Consider the following 25,662-nt stretch of genomic DNA (forward strand, 5'->3'; position numbering starts at 1 on the left):
TTTAGATTCAGAAAAAATATATCAAAAAGCCAGATGGATTTCTCCACCTGGCTTTTTGTATTAGTTTTATTTTTTTTTCGGTATTGGGAAGCCTGCTTTTCGGATACATCGTTTCAGCCAACCACCCTGCAAATAATAGATGATAAACATCACCGATGTGATCGCCCAAGTTAAAGGATAGCTAAAGATCACCGTTTCAATGGTGTTAGAATACGGAACTGCGGTCCATACCCAAACAACACGTAACAAACACACCCCAATACAGGTCATCAGCATCGGCAGCAGCGAATCTCCCGCGCCGCGCACCGCGCCTGCCAGTACCTCGATGCAGACATAGGTAAAGTAAAACGGCGACACTACCCGGATCATCCGCATACCATAGGCAATGACCGCATTGTCATCGGTAAAGAGCCGCATCACATAATGCCCGCCGAACAACAAAATCACACTGATCAGCGCTGAAACAGCAAAGGCCATCAACAGGCAGACCCGAACACTTTTTTTGATCCGATCGTACTTCTGCGCCCCAAAATTCTGCCCAGAAAAGGTGGTGATAGATACCCCAAAAGCTCCCATGATCATCCAGAATATCCCGTCGATCTTGCCAAACGCAGTCCATGCCGCAACCGCGTCTGTTCCTTGGGTGTTGATACAAGACTGTATAATCACATTAGAAACCGAATACATCACAGACTGCATCCCAGCAGGAAAACCGATACGAATCATATCTTTTAAAATAGAAGCCGTGAACCGTATCTGCTTGATCGCCAAACCATACATTTCTGTGCTGCGCAGCAGGGAAACCATGACTAAAACTGCACTCGTCACCTGCGATAATGTGGTTGCAAAAGCCGCACCAAAAACACCCCAGTGAAAGACCGCCACAAACAAAAGATCCAGCACTAAATTTACGATACAACAGACGATCAAAAAATAAAGCGGGCGTTTGGAATCCCCGATCGCACGCAAAATCCCCGCGCCGACATTGTATAACAGTGAAAAAATAATCCCGCCAAAATAGACCCGCAAGTATAACAAAGACTGGTCCATGATCTCTTCAGGCGTTTCCATCAAGTTAAGCGCCCACTCGGAGCATAAAAGCCCAACCACGGTAAACAGCACCCCGCCTACCAGTCCAAGCGCAACCGCCGTATGTACTGCCTGACTGGTTTCCTTGGCCTTTCTTGCCCCATAAAATTGGGAGATAATGACCGTAGCACCGGAGGAAAGCCCGACGAAAAAGCCCACCAGCAAATTGATCAGTGTTGAAGTGGAACCGCCAACTGCCGCCAACGCCTCCTTGCCGACAAAATTTCCGACAATCACTGCGTCTACCGTATTATAAAGCTGCTGAAAAAACGTTCCCAAAACGATCGGGAAGAAAAAATACAAAAGCTGTTTCCAAATTATTCCTTCTGTGATCCCATTTGTTAATTGTCTTTCCCGTTTCACGCTTCCGCCCCCTGTTCCCTGATGCAATAACCATATTATAGCAAAGGCAAAGTTGAAATTGCAAGTAGCTGGGAGAAGTTCCTCATTTATTTTATATATTTTAGAAAAACAACCCTTTAGAAACCGGCTCCTACTTTATAAGAAATCATGCCGATTCCCCCCATTGCTTCTAAACTGACTCCAATTGATGGATCGTTTCTTCTATTTTCATGAAACATTCCGGGGCTTCCAAGCTGTCATCCTCTAAGATCGCCTTGATCTGCCGCAAAGCTTGGTACGACGTCGCTTAAATCTCTTGTGGAAAGTTTCAAATCCGGAAATATAAGTCCATAAAACGCTCCAATACATGGGGATTATATCCCCTTAACAAAAAAAGATTATAACCCCCATAATAAAGCTTGTCAAGGGAGGATAGAAAGATGATCGTATTTGACAAATTATGGGAGGCTATGGAAAAGAAAGGCATTTCTACCTACCAGCTTCGGGAAAAATGCGGAATAGACAGCAAAACGATCCGCAGGCTGAAAGCCAATGAAAATATAGAAACAAAAACATTAAATAAGTTATGCGCCGCACTCAACTGCAAATTAGAAGACATCGCTGAATATGTGAAAGACTGATTTTTTGAAATACAGTACCGGACGCCAGATGGCGTTCGGTACTGTATCATAGGGCATATCTGATTTTCAGAAAGCGCTGACCCATTAAGAAAAGGGTTTCTCAAATCACTTTTCAGGCCAAACACAAAAAATAAAGCTGGAAATCCCCGGGAGGATTTGATATAATACAAAAAGTATGTTTTGTGAGGTATCTTTGTTATGACAGTTCATTATCAAGGCACGATCCGCGCCTGTTTTGCCGGTTACATTGTGCAGGCGATCATCAACAATTTTGCACCGCTTTTATTTTTGACCTTTCAATCCAGTTATGGGATCTCGCTTTCCAAGATCACCATGCTGGTCACCCTAAACTTCGGGCTTCAGCTTTTGGTTGATTTGCTGTCCGCCGGTTTTGTAGATAAAATTGGGTACCGTGCTTCCATTATGCTGGCTCATATTTTGTCGGTTCTGGGTCTAGCAGGAATGACCGTACTCCCTGAATTGATCCCCGATCCTTTTGTGGGATTATTGATCTCCGTATTGATCTATGCGGCGGGAGGCGGGCTGCTAGAGGTGCTGGTCAGCCCGATCGTGGAGTCCTGTCCGTCTGACAATAAGGAAAAGACGATGAGCTTACTTCACTCATTCTATTGCTGGGGACATGTAGGCGTTGTGCTGATCTCCACCTTATTTTTTGCGGTCTTCGGTATTTCCAACTGGAAGCTTCTGGCTCTGCTGTGGGCGCTGGTCCCTCTCGTGAACACCTTTGTATTTGCCAAGGTCCCGATCGCTTCCCCAAGTACAGAGGAGGGCTCCACGATTCCTGTGACCTCCTTGATCCGAAATAAACTTTTTTGGGTATTTATGCTCCTGATGCTTTGTGCAGGCGCCTGTGAACAGGCTGTCAGCCAATGGGCATCTGCTTTTGCAGAGCAGGGGCTTGGCGTCAGCAAAACGATCGGTGATTTGGCAGGCCCTATGCTGTTTGCGACCATGATGGGCTTATCCCGTCTCTATTATGGAAAATACGGGGAAAAGATCAATCTGCAGCGTTTTATGCTGTTGAGCGGCGGTCTTTGTATCTGCTCTTACCTGATCATCTCCCTATCGCCGTTTCCTGTCCTCGGTTTTGTGGGCTGCGGCCTGTGCGGGCTGTCTGTGGGTATTCTGTGGCCGGGTGTGTTTAGTTCTGCGGCAGCATCTATTCGGGGCGGTACCGCTATGTTTGCATTCCTTGCCTTAGCAGGTGACCTTGGCTGCTCCAGCGGGCCTACTTTTGTGGGGCTAATCTCCGGTGCATTCCAGAATAACTTGAAAATCGGTATCTTAGCCGCTACAGTTTTCCCAGTGATCCTGATTTTGGGGATCTTTCTTTTCCTGCAACTAAGAAAACGCGAAACAACTGTTTCGTAACAGATTATAAAAAAGGCTCCTGACCAAATGGTCAGGAGCCTTTTTTATAATTCAACCGCAAAACAATTCGTGTATTTTGTAGGCAGAGCTTCCGGCAGTTTTACAGTCAGCACACCAAAGGACTGCTCAAACGGCACTTCTCCCATACCAAGCAGGCGCACCCGTTTCACCTTTTCGTCCGGGGTAAAGCTTTTCAGTACTGCCACACGGTTTTCTGGAACCCGCATCATAAACGCGTAAACCGTACTTCCCTTTTGGGTAAACCGGAAGTCTGAAGGGTTCCAAGCTACCGCATCTTCCTGAAAACCGTTGATCACGACCCTACTGTCTCCCTCAGCATTGACCCGCCACGGCCGGGTGCCATATACCCCTTCTCCGCAGACCGGGAACCAATCCGCCAATTCCTCCAGCAGATAGGTGGTTTCCTCGTCAATAGAACCATCCGGCTTTTGCAGGATGTTTAAGAGCATCGTCCCGTTTTTCGAGATAATATCCACCAGCATTTCGATGATATGCCCGGCCTTTTTAAACTCGCATGCCGCATCATAAAACCAGTTGCCGATGCAGGTATCGGTCTGCCAGGGCGCGGCCTGGATGCCAGGAAGCTGGCTTTTTTCAATATCCAGCACGCCGATTTGATAGATCTCCGGCCGGCGGTCCTTTTGCGTGTATACCGCATGGTTTTTCCCATATTTTTCAATCGAACGATTATACAAATGCGCAACCGCTTCCAGTCCCAGCCGGTAGTTTTCCGAAGCCTGTAATTCCTTGTTCATCTCCCCGAATGGGAGCGGGCCATCGGTATACAGCATGTCAGGCTGATACTTGTCAATCATTTCTTTCATCACTTTGAGCCAGTAATCCCAGAATTTCCTGTTTGAGGTATACCACGGCTCTAACGGAGTAGGTTGGGGAAATTCCTGATAATGCTCCCCGTTGTCATAATAAAAGTCACGGTATTCCGGATCGTTTCCATCATAAGGAACATCTTGAAACGGGCCGTATGTATCGCGTCCCTTATTGGTGGAGAACCAAGAAAAAGACGCACCCAGATGCTCGGTAAGCCCAAACGGCAAGCCGTGCTTTTCCGCCGCCTTTTTCCACAGCCCGCAAATGTCTTTATGCGGTCCTATCTCCACTGAATTAAAGCGGTTATACTGGGACGGATAATTGAAGAAATGGTCGTGGTGCATTGCCTGCGCAACAAAATATTTTGCCCCTGCGCGGGTATAAAGCTCCATCAATGCATCCGGGTCAAATTTTTCCGCTTTCCACAGCTTGCAGATGTCCTTGTAGCCAAACTTGGAAGGATGCCCGTAGTGCCGCAGGTGATAACGGTACTGCGGGGTCCCCTGAATGTACATAAACCGTGCGTACCAGTCGCCGAACATGGGCACGCTCTGCGGCCCCCAATGGCTCCAGATCCCAAATTTGGCATCCCGAAACCAGTTCGGGCACTGATAGTTTGATAAAGAATCAAAATTTGCCTCAAACTTTTGGCTCATCTCGCTGCTCCCTTTCTCCTATTTTGTGATGGTCCCGTCCAAGTCCCAAAGGTCTTCCCAACTCTTTGCACCCGGCCATAGGAACACCTGCCCTTTGATCAGACGGCAGTTTTTGTCGATCCCAGCTAATGTTTTCATTTCCTCTTCACTGAGCGGGTCTTCGGTGGTGCATTTCAGATTGCTGGCATATTCGTTTTCATGAATCGAAAATGGGATCGGCACCTGTCCGCGCTGGACAGCCCATTTCAAACAAATCACAGCTGGATGTACGTCATGCGCTTTAGCGATCTCAACCAGCTCCGGTACTTGAATATCCGCAATGTCCCCTTCTGTTTTATCCCGGTTCGGACGAGTGGGAGAACCGATCGGGCAGAATCCCACCGGCTGGATCCCCTGTTCCACACAATAATCATATAATTCCGGCTGCTGGAAACAGGGATGCAGTTCCATTTCGATCAAAGCCGGCTTGACCTCACACAGAGGCAACACCTTTTTAAGTTTTGCCACTGTCATATTCGACATCCCGATATTCCGTGACAGCCCCATTTTCTGGATCTGTTCCATCTGTTTCCAGGTCGTCATAAATTCTTCGACAGAAAACGGTCTGGAATTCGGGTTTCTGGAATCCCCGTCACAGCCTGGCGCGTGGTAATTCGGAAACGGCCAGTGCACAAAAAATGTGTCGATATAATCCAGCTTCAAATCCTTTAAGGTTTTTGCCAAGGATAACAGTACATCGCCCTGTTCGTGCATGTCGTTCCATACCTTGGAGGTGATGTGCAGTTCTTCCCGTGTTACGATTCCTTCCCGAAATGCCTTTTCGAACACGTTCCCGATCTGATCTTCATTCTGGTATACTGCCGCACAGTCAAACAGGCGGTATCCGTACCGGATCGCGCCGTATACTGCGCTCGACACCTGCTCCGCAGTAAAGCGGTCGGAACCAAACGTGCCCATTCCAATACAGGGGATCTCTTCCCCAGTATACAACTTCCGCTTCGGCACTATTGCCGGGTCAATCCGTTCTTTCATAGCAGTTCCCTTGCCTTTCTTTTCTTATTTTTCTATCACTACGCCTTTTTTTAAGATCACGTTGGCATACAGTGCGGATTCACTGGTGGTCACTACGGCATATGCCTTTTTGGCGCGGTTGTAAAAATCAAACCGCCCGATCGCTTCTTCCCGCGCGCCGTTTGTTTCATGCTGTCCAATAATTTTTCGGTATTCTTCCCAAATGACAGGAATTTCTTCCCCGGGCAGAACGTCCATCAAAATAGTAGGATGCTCGACATAGGGATCAAGCGGCATAAATTTTAAAATCGCGTCTAATAATTCCGGAATACCGTGTCCGTCACAACGGACAACACGCTCCGGATGAGCGGATCTGGGAAAATTTCCGTCTGCCAGCACCAGCTCATCGCCATGCCCCATTTCCATCATGATTTTTAACAGTTCCGGCGGTAAAATACTTGGAATCCCTTTTAACATGTTGCTCTTCCTTTCTACTTTTCGTTTACCAGCATGATCTTCCCTTTGACCTCGCCGGGGATTTTATACAGTGCAAACGCTTCATCTGCTTTGCTCAACGGGAAGGTCTTATAAATCAGCGCCGGGTCAAACCGCAGCTGGCCGGTTGCGAAATAGTGGGCGGTCAAGTCCCATTCCTTTCCCGGGAACGGCGCGCTGTAGCTCATCCAAGAACCGGTCAGCTTAAATTCCTTACGATTCATATTTTCCCACTGTTTTGGGGTAAAGGTCAGATCTAAATGCGGCGTGCCAATAAAGCAGACCTTCGCCTTATTTGCCGCCAAGTCAAACGCCATCTGCATAGTCGCCGTATTTCCAGCGGTTTCAAACACATAGCCATATCCCTTTCCATCGGCAAGTTCCATGGCCCTTTCCATAAAATCAGGCTGCGCAGTATTGACCACCTCGTCTGCTCCAAGCTTTTTGGCAAGCTCCAGCCGGGAATCCACAATGTCAAATACCACGACCCTTTTCGCACCGAAAATCCTAGCCCACTGCGCGGTAAACAGGCCGATCGTCCCGCCTCCCAGCACCGCTACAGTTTCTCCTCCCTGATAGTCGTTGCAGAACAATCCATGCAGCGCAACGGTAGAGGGTTCAAACATCGCCGCCTGTTCATAGGGAATAGAGGAATCATAAGGAATGGCATTGCGTTCGGGCATCACCACATACTCTGCAAAGCTGCCCTGTTCCCTGGAACCGATAAAGCTGTAATGCTTGCACAGCGAGTAATTCCCGTTCTGGCAGTCGTCACAGGCAAGGCAGGGCAAAAGCGGGGCGCCTGAAACCGTATCTCCTACCTTTACCTTGGTAACGCCTTCCCCTACTTCCACTACATCCCCGGAAAATTCGTGTCCCAGCACCACGGGGTAAAAATGCGCCCCATTGTGAAGTACCCGCGGAATATCCGAACCGCAGATCCCGGTTGCGCGTACCCGCACCTTCACAGTACCCGGTTTTACTTCCGGGGTCTTAAAATCATCATAACGAATGTCTTCGTTCCCATATAAAACTGCCGCTTTCATACTTTGTTTCTCCCTTTCTTCTAACGGTCCATAACTGGCTTTAATGCCTGATATAACGATAAATAGGTTTGGTAGCTGTCTTCATATCGACGATGTTCTTCCCAATTTACCAGGTGTTCTCTCGTCACGCGGATAGTTTTTCCCACCGCCTCTTCAAAGCTTGGGTACAGCCCTATACCAACGCCAGCCAGCATAGCGGCGCCCCAGGTCGTCGCAGTGTCAGAGGAAGGCACCACGACCCGCTTTCCTGTAACGTCGGCTTTCATCTGCGTCCAGATCCGGCTGTTGGCCGCACCGCCCATAGACCGGAGCGTCTGCACTGTTACCCCGCATTCTTCCGCCACTTCCAAATTGTGCCGCAGGGCAAACGCAACGCCCTCCATACCGGCGCGGATCAAATGCGGCCTTGTCTTGGCATAGTCCAGACCGTAATACACGCCCTTGGCCTGTTCGTCCCAAATTGGAGAGCGCTCCCCCGCCATATATGGCAGGAATACGACGCCCTCGCAGCCGGCCGGTATCCGCGCCGCCTTTTGGTCCATTTCATAAAACGGGTCTGTTCCCTTTTCTTGGGCAATCAGGCGTTCTTCCGCGCCAAGTTCCCGTTCCATCCAGCGCATCACGCCGCCTCCGCCAACAGAACCGCCCTGCAAAAGCCACCGCCCGGGCACGACATGGTTTCCTAAAATAAGCCTTGGGTCAGCATGATAAGAATCAATGCAGATGCTCATCCCACCGGCTTGGCCGCCCTGCTCCTGGGTATCGCCGGGATACAGCACCCCAACCCCCAAAGCGCCGCAGGCGGCGTCCAGTCCGCCGGCCACAACAGGGGTGTCTTCCAAAAGCCCCGTCTGCTTTGCCGCCTCACGGCTTACCTGCCCAACAATATCATGGCAGGCGTAAATATCCGGCAGCTTTGTAATATCAACGTCCATTGCGGCGCACATTGTCTGATCCCAAGCAGATTTTTTCATATCATAACAGTGAAGCCCGTATCCTTGAGATCTATCCTGAGAAAACACACCGGTCAGCCGGTACACCAAAAAGCTGTTTGCCTGCAAAAACTGCGCCGCCTGCCGGTATATCTGCGGATATTCATTCTGAAACCAAAGGATTTTGGGCAGGGTATACCCTGGCTGGACAGGATTCCCGCACAAAGCAAAGATCTGATCCTCCCCAATTTCCTGCTTTAACCTGTTGCAGATCTCCTTGCAGCGGGTGTCAAACCAAATTGGCGTGTTTGCCAGTACTCTCCCGGTTTTATCCATAGGGATCGCAGACCAGCTTTGCCCGTCTACCCCGATCCCTGCGATCCCGCCGTCCTGCACGCCGCTTTTTTCCAGTATCGCCCGTATCGCCCGGCACACAGCCTCCCACCAGTGTTCTGGGTTTTGTTCCGCCCATCCGCTTTGGGGATAGTAAACCGGATATTCTTCATTCTGCTGTGCCAGTACATTGCCGCTTTCATCAAAGACCGCCACCTTGCACGCAGATGTCCCAATGTCAATTCCCAATAACTTTGGCATATCTTCCCCCCTATTCCTGTTTTATGATTTTCTTTACAGAACGGCCGAATTTTAAGGTGGTAGGCAGCACCAGACGGACCGCCTTTTCCCGCTGTCCGCCGGAAAAACGGGAAAGCAGCATTTCGGCCGCCTGTACGCCAAGATTGTGGATCGGCTGTTCCACAATAGTGAGCGCCGGATTTACGATCCTTGCAAGCTCCAGATTGTCAAATCCTATTAAGGATATTTGCTCCGGGATCGAAAGCCCGAGCTCATTGACCCGTAAAATCGTTCCCAGCGTCATCTCATAATTGGTAACAAATAACGCGGTCGCCTGATTTTCCTGTTCAAAAAAGACTTTTGCCGCCTGGTAGCCGCCTTGAAGCGTATAATCAGAATAATAGATCAGTGATTCTAAAACCGGCAGTCCGTTCTCCTGCAACGCTTCCCGGTATCCCTGCAAACGCTGCAAGGAAGTTGACACGTCTTTTGGACCTACCAAGATCCCGATCTTTCGGTGCCCCTGTTCAATGAGGTAGGAAGTACTTTCATAGGCAGCCCTGTGGTTATCGACCAGTACGGCATCCACAAAATGCTCTGTCCCGTCGATCATCCGGTCAATCAGGACGATCGGGATTTTTTTCTGAAGAGCCGGTTCCAATGCATGGCTGTTGCGGGAAACCGGCATCATCACGATCCCGTCTACCATTTTATTCAGCAAAAACTGGACCGCTTGCCGTTCCAGTACTTCATCGGTCCGGCTGTCGCACACCAATATCCCATATCCCTTTTTCCGAAGCACATCCTCCATCACAGAAATAATCGAGGTAATAAACACATTACTCAATTCCGGGATCACGATACCGATCGTTTTAGACTGATGCGTCTTCAAACTGCGCGCAAATTCATTTACCGTAAAATCCAGTTCCTTGATGGCCTCTTCAATCGCGATCCGGTTCTTTTCCCGGACAGTTCCGCCGTTTAGGTATTTTGAAATCGTTGCCAGTCCAAGCCCAGTCCGGCTGGCAATATCCTTCATGGTCGCGGCCATGTTCCTCTTCCTTTCAAGCTTATGCCTTCCCTGCGCTTTTGCAAACGCTGATCCGGTTCTTTACTAGTTCTTTTACCCGTTCTCTTCCAGCTTTTCCATATGCTTTTGGATCTATCGTTTTCGGCTTTTCGGTTAATACCGCCTTCACGCCTTCGGTATATGCGATCCGCAGCTCTGTCGCAAAGTTCACCTTGCAGATACCTTCCCGAATACAGCTTTGCACCGCCTCATCTGATAATCCGGAGGCCCCGTGCAGTACCAGTGGGATCTCCACCACTTTCCGGATCTCTTTGAGCCTTTCCACATCAAGCTTTGGTTCTCCTGCATATACCCCATGAGCTGTTCCGATCGCTACCGCTAAGGAGCTTACTCCGGTTCGCTCCACAAACTCCTTTGCCTCCAGCGGTTCTGTGTATCCGCCCGTTCCTCCATCCAGATCGTCCTCTTTTCCGCCGACCTTTCCAAGCTCTGCTTCCACTGGAATCCCGTTTGGCTTTGCCACATCCACCACCCGTTTGGTCAGTGCGATATTTTCTTCAAAGGCTTCGTGCGAGCCGTCTATCATCACCGAAGTGTATCCCGCACGGATGGCCTGCACGGCCAGTTCAAAGCTGCTCCCGTGATCTAAGTGGATCGCTACCGGTACCTTTGCGTTTCTTGCCAGCGCTTCTACATTCGCGTAATATAAGCCAAGGCTCGCATACTTTACCGTGGAGGGTGTCGTCTGCAGCATCACAGGCGCTTTCATTTCCTCCGCCGCCGATATGATCGCCTGCGCCATCTCCATGTTTTCCACGTTGAACGCGCCAACAGCATAGCCCTCTTTTTGTGCTTTTTTCAACATCTCCTGCGTTGTTTCCAATGGCATGTTACTCTCTCCTTACAATAAAAACGAAACGTTTCGCTTTTTGTTTTTATTGTACCACCCTCCTTTTACAGAGTCAAGAGAAAACTGTAAAATAAAAGAAAAAATACTCTGCTGGCGGAGCGTCTGGGGGACTGGATTTTATTTGTCCCTCATGCTATAATAAAGGCAAATTATGCAGGGAGGGAAGCAATTTGGAACGATACGCATGGAAAGGGCTGATAAACCCCGGTTGTTTGGAGGAATACAAGCGCCGCCACAACGAAATTTGGCCGGAAATGCTGAAAGTTTTAAAAGAGGCGGGGATCCGCAACTACACCATCTGGAATGTTGGGGATGAATTATTCGGCTATTATGAATGCGAGCAAGGCGCCGACTACGCCGCAAAAGTACAGGCCAAAAGCCCTGTCGTAGCAAAATGGAACGAGTACATGAAAGATGTGATGACCATGGAAATGGATCCTGTTACCGGCGCACAGCCAAAATTACAACAGGTGTTTTTCATGGAATAACGATTCTAGAACGATCCAAACCGAAAATGCCCTGGATCTCGATGATCATGGGAAAACGAATTTCGGGAGCAAACCGCCGTTCATGGAGAAGCAAAATGGAATTAAAAGCAGTCACGCACGACGACAAGCAGTATGTCATGCATATTGACAGGCATGTCACTGACGTTAGTTTTGATTACCGTGTCTATACGAAATCCTGTTATGTCCTGTGGGAAAACGAACATCGTGTCGGTATCATAGTCCATTGCATTTTATGGGATAATCTGCCTTTTATGAATCTTTTGTATATAGAGGAAAAACATCGCGGAAAGGGCTATGCCAGCAATGCAGTCAAAGCCTGGGAACATGAAATGAAACAACAGGGATTTAAAATGGCTTTGATCTCAACACAGGTCGATGAAAGCGCACAGCATTTCTACCGTAAATTAGGATATGTCGACTGCGGGGGGATCACCTTTCATGATACTCCCTTTCATCAGCCGATGGAGCTGTTTTTACGAAAAGTTTTTTAACGTGTCAATGCGGCCGTTTCCTTTAACGAAATAAAGCCCCCGCAGCAAATGCTGCGGGGGCTTTATTTCGTTAAAGTGTCACTAGATATTCTGCCGATCTTGCCACACATTCCATGGAGGTTCCGTTCGGGTATTCTTCCTGTTCGTAGACAAATACCGCTTCCGGGCACATTTCCACGATCTTCGCAAAATCGATCGTGCCGTCCTGTGCATCAACATTGTCCTTGCCGCGGATCTGTTTTAAGTGGATCATCGGGCAGCGTGTCTTGTGCTGCGTTAGGTATTCTATCGCATCCACACCGGCATATTCCAGCCAAAATACGTCAGGCTGCTGTTTTACAAACGCCGGGTCAGCATACCCATACAACGCGTCCAAGGGATATTCCCCGTCCTGTGCCGCGAGTTCAAAATCATGGTTATGGTATCCAAACACGATCCCGTTTTCGGCGCACTTTTTCCCGATCTCTGTAAAGAAAGAGGCAAGCTTCTTTGCGTCTTCCAAGGTACGGAGCTCTGCTGACGGGCAAATCAAAAATTTTGCACCGATCGTCTTGAGGTCGGAAATCACCCCATCCAAGTCATCCCGCAATAAGTCACAGCCGACATGGGCGGAGATCCCCTCCAAACCCAATTCGTCCAGTTTTTTCTTCATTTCCTTAGCCGGAATACCGCCAAACCCAGCAAATTCCACACCGGCATACCCCATTTGGGCGACCTTTTCCAAAGTGCCGAAGAAATCCTGTTTTGTTGCGTCGGCCACAGACCAAAGCTGTAAATAAATTTTCATGATAACTCTCCCGATCAGATCTCTGGAATGGTGATTTCGATTTCTTTTCCAAGTTTTGCAGAATCAATGATTCCGTTGATAATCGCCTGGTTCAAAATAATTTCAGAGGATGGGATCGGCGTAGTCCCGTTTTCCTTGATCGCATCCAAAACGCTTCTGATTTTGTCATAGAACGCGGTATCCGGTTCGGTAGACAGCGGGATCTCAGTTTCTACAGGATTGCCTGCGATGTTGTGGAACACTTTCAACGGACGGTCAAAACTGCCATTATAGCATTCCGCAGATGGGATCTTCAATCCGCCCTTGGTACCCAAAATAATGGTATCGCCCATGCTGTCCATATTCATTGCCCAGGAAATACGGAAGTCTAAAATAATATCCCCTTCCAAGCGTACAAAACCAGCCGCAAAGTCTTCTACTTCAAATACTTTGGCATAATCCTCGTGCCCGCTTTGAATATAGCCTGCATATTCTGGGCTGGTACCAAAGAAATTAGAGGTATAGCCGGAAACGGTCAGCGGTTTCGGATAACCGATCGCGTTGAGCACCATATCCAATGAATAGCATCCAATATCACCCATAGAACCGATCCCTGCCGTTTTATCTTCCAGGAAAGAGGTGCCGTATGGGAACGGGATCCCAACCCGTCTGCCGCCGCCAGTCTGGATGTAGTAGATTTTGCCCAGCATACCAGACTGCACGATCCGTTTGATCTGCTGCATGTTTGCGTCAAACCGCGGCTGGAAACCAATAGACAAAATCTTTCCGCTTCTCTTTTCCGCTTTCATCACTTCAGCAGCTTCTTCTACCGTTACACTGAACGGTTTTTCCAAGATCACGTTTACCCCGTGGTCCAGTGCATAAATCGCACACTCCGCATGGGTCCTGTTATAAGTACAAATGCTGACCAGGTCTAAATCCTTTTCGTTGTCGATCAGTTCCTTATGGTCCTTGTAGAAGCGGACGTTTTCCACTTCAAACTGCTTTGCAAAGGCCTCGGCTTTCCCGTCGATCAAATCCGCCATCGCAATGACTTCTACATCAGGCATTTTTTTGTATTCGGCGATATGCGCTTCCGCAATCCAGCCTGTCCCAATGATACCAACCTTCATTTTGCGGGAGGTATCGACCTCTTTTCTTGCTTTAGATAGGTTTTTAAATGCGTCCTTAACATCTTTTTCTGCCATGTTAATCACTCTCTTTCCTCAAATTTAAAGCAGGTGTTCCGTTCTTCTGCCGTTCCCTGCCGGCCAGCTTTCTAACCAGTCTTTATTTTACCTCGATTTGGACAGAAAGTAAATATCTTTTTGCAGATTTCAAAGATTATCTTCCTTCTTTCTATCGGCACAAAAGTTTCTTCATCGGAATAGACTAAAATGATCTGGAAATATTCCGTGAAAGGTGGAATGATATGGAACGACATCTCCCTTTAGAACCGGCGGCGGAAAAGGTCAGTAAAGAAAGCGCCTGCCCGCCGTTTATCTTTCAGTTGCCCCCTGATCAAGGGCGCGCCTCCTTGGAAAAAGCGCAAGACACGCCTATAAAAAAATACCCCGCACACACGGTCACCTGCATGGCGGACACCGGCCAATGGGGGCAAATAAAAGTACATTTTGTGATCCCAGATGGGATCAGTACCCCAGCCGACGCTATCTTTTATATCCATGGAGCCGGCTGGGTATTCGGAAGCCTGCACACCCATGATAAATTAGTGCGGGAATTGGCCTCCCGCTCCCGCTGTGTGGTGATCTTCCCGGAATACAGCCTTTCTCCCGAGGCAAAATATCCCACTGCGATCGAACAGTGCTATTCTGTACTGTGCCAGGCGCCTGGATTAGCGCGCCAAGCTGGGCTGAAGCTCGACTTTTCGACCTTTACCGTAGCTGGGGACAGTGTAGGCGGAAATATGGCGGCTGTCATGACACTTCTGGCCAAACAACGCCACGGTCCAAAAATCCAGAAACAGCTTTTGTATTATCCTGTCACCAACGCTTGTTTTCACACTGGTTCCTACCGAGAATTTGCATGCGGCTATTACCTATACCGCGCTGGAATGCAGTGGTTTTGGGATCAATACGCCCCCAATGAAAGGGACCGCCGGCAGGTAACGGCCTCTCCTTTGCGCGCTTCTCTTCGGCAGCTGCATGGGCTTCCGGATGCCATGATCATCAACGGAGAAGCCGACGTCCTGCGCGACGAGGGGCAGGCCTATGCCAGAAAACTGCGCCGTGCAGGCGTTGAAGTGACCGACCTTTTGATTCAGGGGACGATCCACGATTTTGTCATGCTCAATGCATTGGATCAATCCGCAGCATGCAGGGCCGCAATGGATGCTTCCACTGCCTGGATCGTTCGGAAAAATAAAAAAGAACATCAATGCGCCTCAAACTGGAAATAAAAAGTGCCATATCGTACAGTCTGCCATCAAATTTAATTCCTGTCATCTGGCAAACACGTTTTAGCGGGCCCCCTTTAAAAAAGAAGATCAGGTAGTTATTTCTGAACGAAGCAAACATAAAATTTATCCGGTTTTCTTAACGAAATCAGCCATAAGGGCGCTCTTGCCAAGCAAAAAGCCAACAGGGGTATCCCCCTGTTGGCTTTTTTATGCCATATTCCCTGAATCAGTTTTCTCAGACGACGGCAGTATTTTCCTTACCAGCGCCTCTTCGATCCTACGGTTTTCGATCCTCTGTACCTGGATCTCCAACCCATTTATCTGTACAGTTGGCTGGGTGCCGTCTTTTGGGATGGTGTGCAAGCAGCTAAACACCATTCCGCCTACCGTATCGTATTCCACGTCTTCCGGCAATTCAATGTCTAGTTCTTTCGAAAGAGTGTCTACGTCTATCCCGCCGGAAACACGCCACAAATTTTCCCCAAGCTGCTCAATCTCCGGAAGTTCTGCCGGGTCAAACTCATCATAGATATTCCCCACGATTTCTTCCAGCATGTCTTCAATGGTAATGACTCCACTCATCTCTCCGTATTCATCGATCACTACTGCAATATGCACCTTTTTCTGCTGCATATCGCGGAACAGATCATCTGTGTGGATCATCTCTGACACAAAGTATGCCGGCCGGAGCAAAGCTCTCAGTCCCTTTGGCTGTTCCCGATTTAAGTCCAACAAAAATTCTCTGGCATTTAATATTCCCAAAATATCGTTTGTGTTTTTTCCGTATACCGGGTAACGCGACAGCCCGGTCTCTTCGATCGTCTGTAAAATTTCTTTTGTTTCAGCTTCTACAGAAAACATTTTTACGTCCGGCTGACGGGTCATCGCCTCCCGCACTGAGGTGTCATCAAACTCGAAAATATTCTGGATCCATTCTTTTTCTCCCGTGTCGATAGTCCCCTTTTCTTCCCCAAGTTCTACCATCATTCGAATTTCGTCTTCTGTCACAGTTTCATCTTCTGCCTCTGTTTTCATATGAAGCAGCTTTAAGACAAGGTTGGTAGAAAACGATAAAAACCACACCACCGGTTTCATGACGAAAGCTACCGCCGACACGACTCCACAGGAGATCTTTGCAACCTGCATTGGCTTTTGCATAGCAATCCGCTTTGGCACCAATTCTCCTAAAATCAAGGTAAAATAAGACAGGATCAGGGTGATCACGATCACAGATAAAGTATCTAAAACCCCAAGAGGGATCGCACGTACGCCAAGGTCGTCATAGACCCAGGAAACCAGATAATCTGAAAAGTTATCCGCAGCAAACGCACTTCCTAAAAACCCGGCCAGCGTGATCCCGATCTGTATCGTCGAAAGGAACCCTGCTGGTTGCTCTACCATCTTCAACAGGCGTGCGGCTTTCCGGTCCCCGTCCTCTTCCAGCTTTTTCAGTTTAGTGGGATTTAAAGAGATCACCGCAATTTCCGTCGCGGCAAAAAACGCATTTAACAAAATCAATAAAACCTGCAGCAATAACTGCTGTGGGATAGAACTCAACATAAACACTCCTTCAAATTACTTTCAGATACCAAAACGTAAAAAGGCATAGCCCGCCATTGATCAATGCGGACCATGCCTTATCGTTTCCACTTTTATAGAATGATATCCGTTATGGCAGTTACTTTGATCAGTACCGTCATCCACGTTTTCCATAAAAAATAATTCCTTTCTCCCTATGTAAAGATGATAATGGTGTTATTATAGAAAAATTTTCTTTCCGTGTCAATAGAACTTACAAATATTTTACATCCGTAGCCATAATAAACCTGAATAAAAAAATCCGCAGTGTAGCGCCGTTCTACACTGCGGATCAGGGGGGCAATTCTGCCGCCTGTTCCTATAGGGCAACTCTGCCTAAGAGATAATCAAAATCAGTCGTGCTTACGTCTGCGTTTTATGCAGACTAAGCAGGTCAGCGCACCTCCGCTCACCAGTATCGCCAAGCCAAACGGCCATAATTTCAGATCGTCGTTCGTTTTAGGAAGATCTGTTTCCGGCTCAGGATTCGAAGGCTCTTCCGGTGGTACCGGTTCTGGCTCAGGTTCCGTATATACGTTTGTAAAGGTCACTTTCCCTTCCGCCTGCGCCGTATAGTCTTCTGTTTCATAAATGAGCGTATTGTCCTTGTTATCGAAGATACTCAATTTCGCTTTCAAGGAACCTTCCGCATCATCTGTCACATCAATCACGATCTTATACTGTGTATCATCATAAGAAAGGTTCGGATCCGCGTCATCCGGTTTCAACTCTTCCAAAAGGTAGGTATACGTTCCCTCTTCAAATTCCATACCGTCAAAAACATTGCAGGAGGTTGCATCCTTTGTCAGCTGGAATACTTCCTTGTCGCCTTTTAGATTCCAGAATAGGAACCGGCTCATTTTGGTCAGCTGGAAATCAAATGAATCATCGTCCTGCCAATCGCGTCCATCTAACACCTTATTGACAGTCAGCCCAGCCTTAGCAGGCGTTGCCTGATAGGTATTGTCAAATTCTACAGAAGTTCTGTTCCCACCCAGTTCTGTAATGGTTGTCTGACTAGTTAGTTTGGAAAGGTCGCCGTCTTTGTGGGTAATGTTGATCTTCACCAGATATCTGGTATCATCATAGCCTACTCCGCCAAGACCGTTGTTCTTTTCCGAAATCACATAGTAAAATTCACCTAAACTGTCAAAGGTCAAATCAAACGCAAAATTCCCATCAGCGTCGTTGCTGGCTGTCAGGAAGATACTTTCCTCCGGATCCCCCGCCACTTCTCCGGCAGAGTTGGAAGGCTGCATCATAAACTGGAACTCTTGGTCCTTCAAATCCCTTCCGTCAAGATTTTTTACCCCCTTCACAGTTACTTGCGCTTTTTCCTTAATGGAGAGGGTATTTTTAAACTGGACAGGGGTGTTTCCTGCAGTGCCGTAGTCGACACTTGCGACCAGGTTTCCAGTCTTATTGTCGCTTACCTTTACCGTGATTTGATACTCGCTCGGGTCATAGTCGATCCCGTCAGTGCCCGGGATCTCACGCAGGGTGTAAACGTACTCTCCGACTTTGTCAAAGGTTTCTGTAGCAAAGGAAATATTTCCGCGGCTGTCCGGTTTTGCCGTCTGTGTAGGAGAACCGGAGCGGGAAAGTTCAAACTCAAAATCAGTTATCTTCTTGCCCATATAGTTGGTCGAGTTAGTAAACACCTTGCTTGCCTGGATCGTTGTAGAAACCGGAACTGCCCGGTATTCGTTGACAAATTCCATATCCTTGCCGGCAGAATCAACGATTTCATAATCTGCTTCCAACAGTCCGGTTGCCGGGTTAGTATCGGCTGTTACGATCAGGTTATAAACTGCCGTAGAATAGCTGAAGCCCGGAAGCTGGTTTTCGCGGTTTTCCCGGATCTGGTAATAATAGGTCCCATCCCCAGGCACCTGGACGGTAAATTTACCGTTCTGTGCCGTCTTGGTCAGGGTTTTATTCTCTGCATAAGTAACTGTTTGGAACGTGTCGTCATTACTTCTGAAAAGGACAACGGTAAATCTGTCGTTATCCTGCCAGCCTCTGCCTGTTCCGTTGTCTTCAATGGTTTTGCTGAACGGCAGATCCAGTGTAGTCGGCGCGGCCTGATAGGTATTTGTAAAGTCAGCGCTGGTCACCCCGGTAACTGTCTGGAAGTTCCCATCCGCATCGGTCTTTTTGATGATGCTGGCGGTTGCGTCCAAAGAGGTATCCTGCAGGTCGTGCGTTACATCTACCTGGATCAGGTAACGGGTTTTATCATAGCTGATCCCCTTTACCGATCCTTCGGCTTCGTCAAACACAAAATAGTAGGTGCCAACCTTGTCAAATTCCTTGCTCCAGGTCAGGTTTGCAGTATTATCCGAAGTCTTGGAAAAGACAGCGTTTTCCCCTGCGCCGTTGATATTGCCATTGGCGTCAGATGGATATACTTGAAAGACAAAGTCATCCCCATGCAGGAAATTACGTCCATCCAGTGTTTTGGTGCCGTTTACCGTGACAGAGTCCGGATTTCCGGTCACTGTGTTAGTGAAGGTTGCCTGATTGGTATAGGTAATATCATCAACGTACAGATCGCCTGTTTGATCATCCGCGTTGATTATTACCGTAGCGGTGACCGTTTTTCCGTCATAGGCAATGGCAGCGTCGCTTCCCGGTGTTTCGGTAATTTGATAGGTAAAGGTGCCGTCACTTTTGACCGGAACAGTAAAGGTGACTCTGCCGTTGTCATCAACAACGCCGTTATAAGTTCCGCCGTTTCCTGTGGCGACAAACTCAAAGTCTTTGTAATCCACATCGGCTCCGCTTTGGTTGTTGATGACCTTGTTCACCTGCAGCCGTACATTGATCTCATCCGGGGTGTAGGTGTTTTCAAAAAGGATCTCATCTGCGCCAGCACCGTTTTTCGTCAGAGTCTGGCTGGCTACGGTCAGCCCGCCGTTAGAAGCTTCCTCTACAACGATCACCAGTCGGTAGGTAGATGGATCGTAGGAAATCCCGTGCAGCCCTCCCTGCGTTGGAATCACTTCAGCAACCGTATAAGTATAGGTTCCAGGATGGGCAATCTGGATCGGGTCAAACTCGATCTTTTTGTTGTGTTCGTCAATCGTATCACCCAGCGTGCCGTTTGACACTACATTATTATTCGCGTCGCGTACCTCAAAGGAGAAATTATCGCCCGGCAAAAATTCCCGGTCAATGATCGTTTTGATCCCGTCAAATGCAATCGGAACAGAAACCGGCTGCGCATCAAAGGCATTGTTGAAGGTGACCGTAACATTCTCGTCCGGCATAGTGTCCAGAGTAAAGGTTTGTCCGTTGGAAGAACCGACCTGTGGATTCGCTGTGACTGTTGTGTCATAGTTTGCCGCATTCGTTTCCCGGATCACGATCTCAGCTCCGACCGGCACACGAATGGTCGTGCTGCCCTGATTCTTCAAAGAAAATCCGGGGTATGCTTCACCGTCTACCGTCATGTCAAAGGCAAATGACCGGTTCGGGTCCACATAGTTTCCGCTCACCGTTTTCATAACGGTGATCTGGGCGGTTTCCACGTACTGGTTGACAAATACGAGCTCATCGATCTTATCTGCCGCGATCGTGCCTTCCACCAGCTTGTCCTGATCCTCAACGCCGTCTTTCGTTACCTCTTTTAACAGGTAATCGGTATTACCGGCAACGTCATTTTCACTCACCGTATAAGTAACGCCTGCTTCCAGACCGGTGATATAAGCCCGTTCTCCTTCTTTTAGACTCAAAGTAATGGTATCGTTTTGAACCTGTGCCTTACTGTCGATCCGTTCCCCGTCGGCAGTAAAGACCGTCATTGGGTAATTAGCTGCAATATTTCTGCCAGCGAGCTTTACCGTAAAGGTGAACGACTGCTCTGGATCAGGGTTCGGCGCGTCGGCGTCGAACTGCTTTTCAATCATGATACCTTCCTGCTGTTCCAAGCTGAAACGCCCGTTGTTTCCAAGGCGGACATTGACATGTATATCCTGTTGATTATCATAACCAATCGTTGGATAAATAAAGTGGCTTGCTGTCCCAGTACTGTTTTGCGTTTTGGAGCGCTGGTATGTCCCCGTTGCTGTTTTTGGAGTGCCGATCTTTACATAATAAGAACCGTCGTCGCTTCGCGTATAATTTTTATGAGCGCCGTCCTCGCCAAATAAAGATTCTTCCGTTATCTCCACCCCTTTATGAGTAATGGTAGAGGGGTGCTTTTCTCCAGTTTGCGCACTGTCGTCAACGCTGAAAACATTTTTCAGATAATAGTATGTTCTTCCCTTTTGTGGTTCTGACCTCAGGGGATTCCGGCAGTCAGGATCTGTATAAATCGTGGTGTTCTTGCTAAAATAGTAGAACTCGTTCATCTCGTTCGGATCAAAGGTGACAAGGGTATTTGCGTGATCCGCATCTGTCCATGCGTTGGAGTAGAAATGATACAGGTCGCTGTCGTTCTGATCCTGATAAGGATAGCTGCCACCCACCTTGTCCTTCACGTTAAATTCATTGATGTCGCTGCGCAGCCCGACCTCGTAGAACAAACGGATCGGATAGGCGGCTTTTCTGGAAATTTCCCCTGTATCCGCTTCCGAAACATTATCTCCTCTGATGGAAGCCTCATACATCACAAGCGGTACCAAAGAAGATGGGATCTTAACGATCATTTTTTGGTTCCCGGTCGCGATCTCGGTTTCCACTCTGACAGTTACATACATCAGATCGGTGCTGTCCTGTACCCCCGCGGCTGCCCCGTAGAAGGTGTAGGAACGGTTAAAATACACCGCGTCGTCCGTTTTGTTGGACATGTCTTTCTTTGCAAAGCCTAAGTAGTCTTTATCAGCATCAGAATACCACGCAATATAGTTACTGTAATCTGTATCATTTGTGTAGGAAATCTGTCCGTCATTGTAGGCGTCAATAATCAGCTGCCGCGCCTGTTCCCGGCCGGCTTCTCCCTCTTGAAAGCCGAGACGCTGTTGGATCGACCACACAAAGTTATCCCCTGTCGCGGTGCCGTAAGAACCGTCATGGTTTACGATCGCATCTGCGAACGCAGCGCCGGAGATCATCTGGTCCCCGGAAACGATCCCATTGATATTTTTTACCTCCATGAACTGACCGATCTCATCTTCAAAGGTCAGGTAGCCGGTAAAGTTTTGTTCCCCGCCGACCGTTTCGTTGTCTGTTGGGTAATACCGCGACTGAATGATGATCTGTTCCACGATCGCGTCAAAGGCGCTTTCCAGCTCCCCTTCAGCCGAGGCAAAATATTGGTCGTTATATTTATTGGTGGTCAAGGTGTCTTCATAACGTTCGATCGGGCTTCTGTTATATGTTGTATAACGGTCCCCTTTTCCAACGCTGGAAAACGCATCCCACAGGTCGTTTAAGTCACTGTTGTTGCGGTAGTTCGTCGGGTCCAAAACAGCCCGTCCATCATTGTTAACAGCCAGCCCCAGCGTGTAGACCAAAGCATCCCGGCCATAAGCGTCGGCCACCTGTTCTTTAGCATACTGCCCGGTCAACTGGGTCAAAAATCCCGCCAAAGGTTCGCTTAATCTGTCGAAGCGACTGGAAACGTTCGTTCCATTTTGGCCTTCTCCCGTATAGTTTTCATTGGCAGTAGTGGGAACCCCATCGCTCATCACGATCAGAATCGGGATACGTTTTACACCCTCCACATCTTTGCCATCCGCCTGTTCCAGCATTTCGGCGCCTCGCAGGATCCCGTCCTGAATATTGGTGGCGCTGCCGGTCCTCACCTGCGCATAAGTCACGTTGCTTCCGTCTTCGTTTTTAAGGTTTCCGTTCAGGCTGAGCGTATTATTGTTCCCGTTCACATATTGGCCGTTTACTGTGGTATATTCTCCCAATGGCAGCAATTCGGTCGTATCAGTGCTATAGGTCACAATCCCCACACGGTTGTCGCGGTGCAGGCGTTCATCATTTAACAATTTATCAATCGCCTGGTTCACCGCTGGGTACATGTTATTAAACCGGCTGCCATTCATACTAGCAGACATGTCCAGTACAAACACAACGTCAACCGGGAGCGCCGACTCCCCTAATACGCTTTTATTAGAAGAGATTGCGGATAATCCAACCAGCAGATTTTCTGCGCTGCTTCTTACCACATTGATCCCGGCCGGCTGCAAATTAACATTGCTGTCCCAAACAGTTTTATCAGTCCAAATCCGTCCGGCATCTGATGTGTCGGAAGCATCCGGGCCAAAGCTGTCAGTCCAGTCCGTATGTGTTTCCGGGTCGGTCTCTGTTTGGTATCCGACTGTCCTTCCGGCATCCGGGTCAGATGCTATAACGTTCAGCGGTAAACTTGACATCACATAGCCCATGATGATCAAAAGGCTGAGAAATACCGACAAAAATCGTTTCCCAGTTTCCCTAGGTCGCCATCTTCCCATGAATATTCCCCCTTGTTTCTTTTTCGGGATACCCTGTCCCCAATTTTGGATCGCGGTATATTTTGAAATCCTTGGAAGGCTGGCGCTTATATGGTTTGACGGCATACCCTCAAGGAATTCCCTCCGCCCTTTTGTCCGTTTTTAGGAATACGCTCTTTCATTTCTGCAAAAATAGGGTTTCAAATGGAAAAGGTAGAGTTTTTCGGTCAAATCAAAATGATATTGTTTTTGCCCTTTTAGGGCATTTTTTAATATCTTTCTAAAAGACTGAAAAAGTCTACCTTTTCGTTCATTGATAAACGCTGGAAAATGACATAAAAAAAGCACCCTAAAAGGGTGCTTTAAGGCTATTTCATACTGAATGAAAACTTAGGAGATTTACTATACCTAAATATTTTACCTTAAATTTTCTTAATTGTCAATTATTAGAAAAATATTTGGATAAAAATACCAATAAATTTACTTTAATTTTTATCCCCAAAATTTCGACAATGAATTTTCCCACCTTCCTTCTTTATTCATTAAAAATTTGAGCCACTCCGATAAAACCTAAATAAAATCCGATCATTTTCGTTAAAAATATTTCTGCTTCTTGACAAATGGCACAAAATCCTTTAAAATAAAATTGCATTAAGTTCTTTTTAAAACTGTTTTTATAAAAACTATATCTAAAGAGGTGCTAAAATGAGCCGAATCACAGAATTTTTAACCAACCTCAGGCGGATCATTAAGCTACATGAAGGCATGCTCAAAAAGGTAGGGGAGGAATACCAGCTTACCCCCATCGAAACCAGAATCATCAGCTTTTTGCACAACAATCCCGAAAAGGATACCGCGGCCGACATCGTTGAACTGCGGATGCTGTCCAAAGGGAATGTGTCACAGGCAGTGGAAAGCCTGATCCAAAAATCGCTTCTTAGACGTAAGCCGGACCAATCAGACCGCCGAAAGATACATCTGTCATTGACTCCTTCCGCCTTTCCGATCCTGCATTCCATGGACCTGCTGTGGCGGCAATTTGAAACGATCGTTTTTTCCGGTATCTCCAGTGAAGAACGGGAACTGTTTGAACGTATCAATGATAAAATCATAGAAAATACAAAATACGCATTATCTGGGAGAGATGAAAAATGAACGAAGAAAAAGACTTTTTGGGGAAGGAGCCTGTTGGCAGGCTCCTTCTAAAGCTGGCCCTTCCCACCGTTGCGGCGCAGATCATCAATATGCTTTACAATATCGTAGACCGTATCTATATTGGACACATTCCAAAAACCGGGGCGCTGGCGCTCACTGGTGTGGGCGTTTGCATGCCGCTGATTATGATCGTAACCGCATTTGCGGCGTTTGCAGGGTATGGCGGCGCGCCCAGAGCCTCAATATTCATGGGAAAAGGGGATCATAAAGCTGCCGAAAAAACTTTGGGCAACTGCTTTACCGCACAGATTCTCATCTCCATTTTTTTAACGGCTGTCTTATTGATCTGGAACCGAGATCTGCTTCTGGCATTCGGCGCCAGTGAAAATACCATTGAATATGGTGTCGCTTATATGAATATCTACGCCATTGGTACCATTTTTGTCCAGGTCACGCTGGGGATGAATGCCTTCATCACAGCGCAGGGGTTTGCCAAGACCGGAATGCTTTCCGTTTTGATCGGTGCGGTCGCCAATATCATTTTAGACCCGATCTTTATCTTTGCCTTCCAGATGGGCGTGCAGGGTGCCGCGCTGGCTACGATCATTTCGCAGGCACTGTCTTGTATTTGGGTGCTTTCTTTCCTGTTTGGCAAAAAAACTCACCTAAAGATCCGGACAGAAAACCTGTTCCTGAAAAAGCATATCATTCTGCCCAGTCTTGCTTTGGGACTTTCTACATTTATCATGCAGGCCAGTGAAAGCATCATCTCGATCTGCTTCAACTCTTCCCTGCTTCGGTACGGCGGGGATGTAGCGGTTGGCGCTATGACGATCCTTACCAGTGTGATGCAGTTTGCTATGCTTCCCTTGCAGGGACTGGGGCAAGGCGCGCAGCCAATCATAAGCTATAACTATGGAGCACACAATGCCACACGGGTCAAAGCGGCTTTTCGCCTGCTTTTAAAGGCAAGCATGTGCTATGCAACCGTGCTCTGGCTCCTTGTATTGATTTTCCCACAAGGGTTTGCCGCAATGTTCACCGCTGATGCAGAACTCCTTGCGTTCACCAAAACGGCATTGCGGATCTATATGGCATGTCTCCTCCTGTTCGGGATTCAGCTTGCCTGTCAGATGACCTTCACCTCCCTTGGAAACGCCAAAGCCTCTATTTTAGTGGCTGTCATGCGGAAATTTATCCTCTTGATCCCATTGATCTATATCCTGCCAAGGATCATGACCTCGAACCAGACAATGGCTGTGTATATGGCTGAACCGATCGCGGACTTTTTGGCAGTTTCCTTTACTGCAGTGCTCTTTACATTCCAGTTCAAAAAAGCATTGAAACAAATCAATAAAGCGGAGTAACAAAAAAACGGACATCATTTTG

The 25,662-nt window shown here is 47.9% G+C and carries 19 protein-coding genes; 7 read left to right on the plus strand and 12 right to left on the minus strand.

The window, feature by feature from the left end; genetic code table 11:
- Positions 1-66 precede the first annotated feature (66 nt).
- The gene (locus tag CIB36_RS07490; protein ID WP_093988886.1) at positions 67-1,452 is read right to left on the minus strand and encodes an MATE family efflux transporter; all 1,386 of its coding nucleotides are present in this window, start codon (positions 1,450-1,452) and stop codon (positions 67-69) included.
- 419 nt (positions 1,453-1,871) lie between these two features.
- Between CIB36_RS07490 and CIB36_RS07495 the strand changes: the two genes are divergently transcribed.
- Both CIB36_RS07495 and CIB36_RS07500 read left to right on the plus strand, forming a co-directional pair.
- Positions 1,872-2,072: a helix-turn-helix domain-containing protein gene (locus CIB36_RS07495; RefSeq protein WP_093988887.1), complete on the plus strand. Its 201-nt coding sequence runs from the start codon at positions 1,872-1,874 to the stop codon at positions 2,070-2,072.
- Between the two features lie 198 nt (positions 2,073-2,270).
- Positions 2,271-3,464, plus strand: coding sequence for an MFS transporter (locus CIB36_RS07500; protein WP_093988888.1), 1,194 nt, complete (start codon positions 2,271-2,273; stop codon positions 3,462-3,464).
- Positions 3,465-3,508: 44 nt separating this feature from the next.
- Here CIB36_RS07500 and CIB36_RS07505 read toward each other — a convergent pair whose 3' ends face one another.
- Genes CIB36_RS07505 through fba form a run of 7 tightly spaced genes read right to left on the minus strand, consistent with a single transcriptional unit; the run spans position 3,509 to position 10,945 of the window.
- The gene (locus CIB36_RS07505) at positions 3,509-4,969 is read right to left on the minus strand and encodes an alpha-L-fucosidase (protein ID WP_093988889.1); all 1,461 of its coding nucleotides are present in this window, start codon (positions 4,967-4,969) and stop codon (positions 3,509-3,511) included.
- Between the two features lie 18 nt (positions 4,970-4,987).
- Complete coding sequence (locus CIB36_RS07510; RefSeq protein ID WP_093988890.1) at positions 4,988-6,001, minus strand: aldo/keto reductase; 1,014 nt, start codon at positions 5,999-6,001, stop codon at positions 4,988-4,990.
- 24 nt (positions 6,002-6,025) lie between these two features.
- On the minus strand, positions 6,026-6,457 hold the full coding sequence (locus CIB36_RS07515) for an RbsD/FucU family protein (RefSeq protein WP_093988891.1): 432 nt from the start codon (positions 6,455-6,457) through the stop codon (positions 6,026-6,028).
- Positions 6,458-6,471: 14 nt separating this feature from the next.
- Entirely contained in the window at positions 6,472-7,521 is a 1,050-nt protein-coding gene (locus CIB36_RS07520; RefSeq protein ID WP_093988892.1) for a galactitol-1-phosphate 5-dehydrogenase, read from the minus strand.
- Positions 7,522-7,541: 20 nt separating this feature from the next.
- Positions 7,542-9,047, minus strand: coding sequence for a xylulokinase (xylB, locus tag CIB36_RS07525; RefSeq protein ID WP_093988893.1), 1,506 nt, complete (start codon positions 9,045-9,047; stop codon positions 7,542-7,544).
- Between the two features lie 10 nt (positions 9,048-9,057).
- Entirely contained in the window at positions 9,058-10,077 is a 1,020-nt protein-coding gene (locus CIB36_RS07530) for a LacI family DNA-binding transcriptional regulator (protein ID WP_093988894.1), read from the minus strand.
- Positions 10,078-10,096: 19 nt separating this feature from the next.
- Positions 10,097-10,945, minus strand: a complete 849-nt coding sequence (gene fba, locus CIB36_RS07535) for a class II fructose-1,6-bisphosphate aldolase (protein WP_093988895.1) — start codon at positions 10,943-10,945, stop codon at positions 10,097-10,099.
- Between the two features lie 191 nt (positions 10,946-11,136).
- On the opposite strand from fba, the gene CIB36_RS07540 reads away from it, so the two are divergent.
- Both CIB36_RS07540 and CIB36_RS07545 read left to right on the plus strand, forming a co-directional pair.
- Positions 11,137-11,454: an L-rhamnose mutarotase gene (locus CIB36_RS07540; RefSeq protein WP_093988896.1), complete on the plus strand. Its 318-nt coding sequence runs from the start codon at positions 11,137-11,139 to the stop codon at positions 11,452-11,454.
- Between the two features lie 47 nt (positions 11,455-11,501).
- Positions 11,502-11,966 carry a GNAT family N-acetyltransferase gene (locus CIB36_RS07545; protein WP_229408212.1) on the plus strand — a complete coding sequence of 155 codons (465 nt, stop codon included), beginning with the start codon at positions 11,502-11,504 and terminating at the stop codon, positions 11,964-11,966.
- Between the two features lie 70 nt (positions 11,967-12,036).
- On the opposite strand, the gene CIB36_RS07550 is transcribed toward CIB36_RS07545, so the two are convergent.
- Both CIB36_RS07550 and CIB36_RS07555 read right to left on the minus strand, forming a co-directional pair.
- The gene (locus CIB36_RS07550; RefSeq protein WP_093988898.1) at positions 12,037-12,753 is read right to left on the minus strand and encodes a sugar phosphate isomerase/epimerase family protein; all 717 of its coding nucleotides are present in this window, start codon (positions 12,751-12,753) and stop codon (positions 12,037-12,039) included.
- Between the two features lie 14 nt (positions 12,754-12,767).
- Positions 12,768-13,940: a Gfo/Idh/MocA family protein gene (locus tag CIB36_RS07555; RefSeq protein ID WP_093988899.1), complete on the minus strand. Its 1,173-nt coding sequence runs from the start codon at positions 13,938-13,940 to the stop codon at positions 12,768-12,770.
- Between the two features lie 224 nt (positions 13,941-14,164).
- Between CIB36_RS07555 and CIB36_RS07560 the strand changes: the two genes are divergently transcribed.
- Entirely contained in the window at positions 14,165-15,151 is a 987-nt protein-coding gene (locus tag CIB36_RS07560; RefSeq protein ID WP_093988900.1) for an alpha/beta hydrolase, read from the plus strand.
- Positions 15,152-15,358: 207 nt separating this feature from the next.
- On the opposite strand, the gene CIB36_RS07565 is transcribed toward CIB36_RS07560, so the two are convergent.
- Positions 15,359-16,711 carry a hemolysin family protein gene (locus CIB36_RS07565; RefSeq protein ID WP_324612366.1) on the minus strand — a complete coding sequence of 451 codons (1,353 nt, stop codon included), beginning with the start codon at positions 16,709-16,711 and terminating at the stop codon, positions 15,359-15,361.
- Positions 16,712-17,082: 371 nt separating this feature from the next.
- Positions 17,083-23,139: a Spy0128 family protein gene (locus tag CIB36_RS07570; RefSeq protein ID WP_158662624.1), complete on the minus strand. Its 6,057-nt coding sequence runs from the start codon at positions 23,137-23,139 to the stop codon at positions 17,083-17,085.
- 684 nt (positions 23,140-23,823) lie between these two features.
- Here CIB36_RS07570 and CIB36_RS07575 point away from each other — a divergent pair.
- Both CIB36_RS07575 and CIB36_RS07580 read left to right on the plus strand, forming a co-directional pair.
- The gene (locus tag CIB36_RS07575) at positions 23,824-24,273 is read left to right on the plus strand and encodes a MarR family winged helix-turn-helix transcriptional regulator (RefSeq protein WP_093988902.1); all 450 of its coding nucleotides are present in this window, start codon (positions 23,824-23,826) and stop codon (positions 24,271-24,273) included.
- Entirely contained in the window at positions 24,270-25,640 is a 1,371-nt protein-coding gene (locus CIB36_RS07580) for an MATE family efflux transporter (RefSeq protein WP_093988903.1), read from the plus strand. The genes CIB36_RS07575 and CIB36_RS07580 overlap by 4 nt, the downstream gene beginning before the upstream one ends.
- Positions 25,641-25,662: the final 22 nt, after the last annotated feature.

The sequence above is a fragment of the Massiliimalia timonensis genome (assembly GCF_900186585.1).
GTDB lineage: Bacteria > Bacillota > Clostridia > Oscillospirales > Ruminococcaceae > Massiliimalia > Massiliimalia timonensis.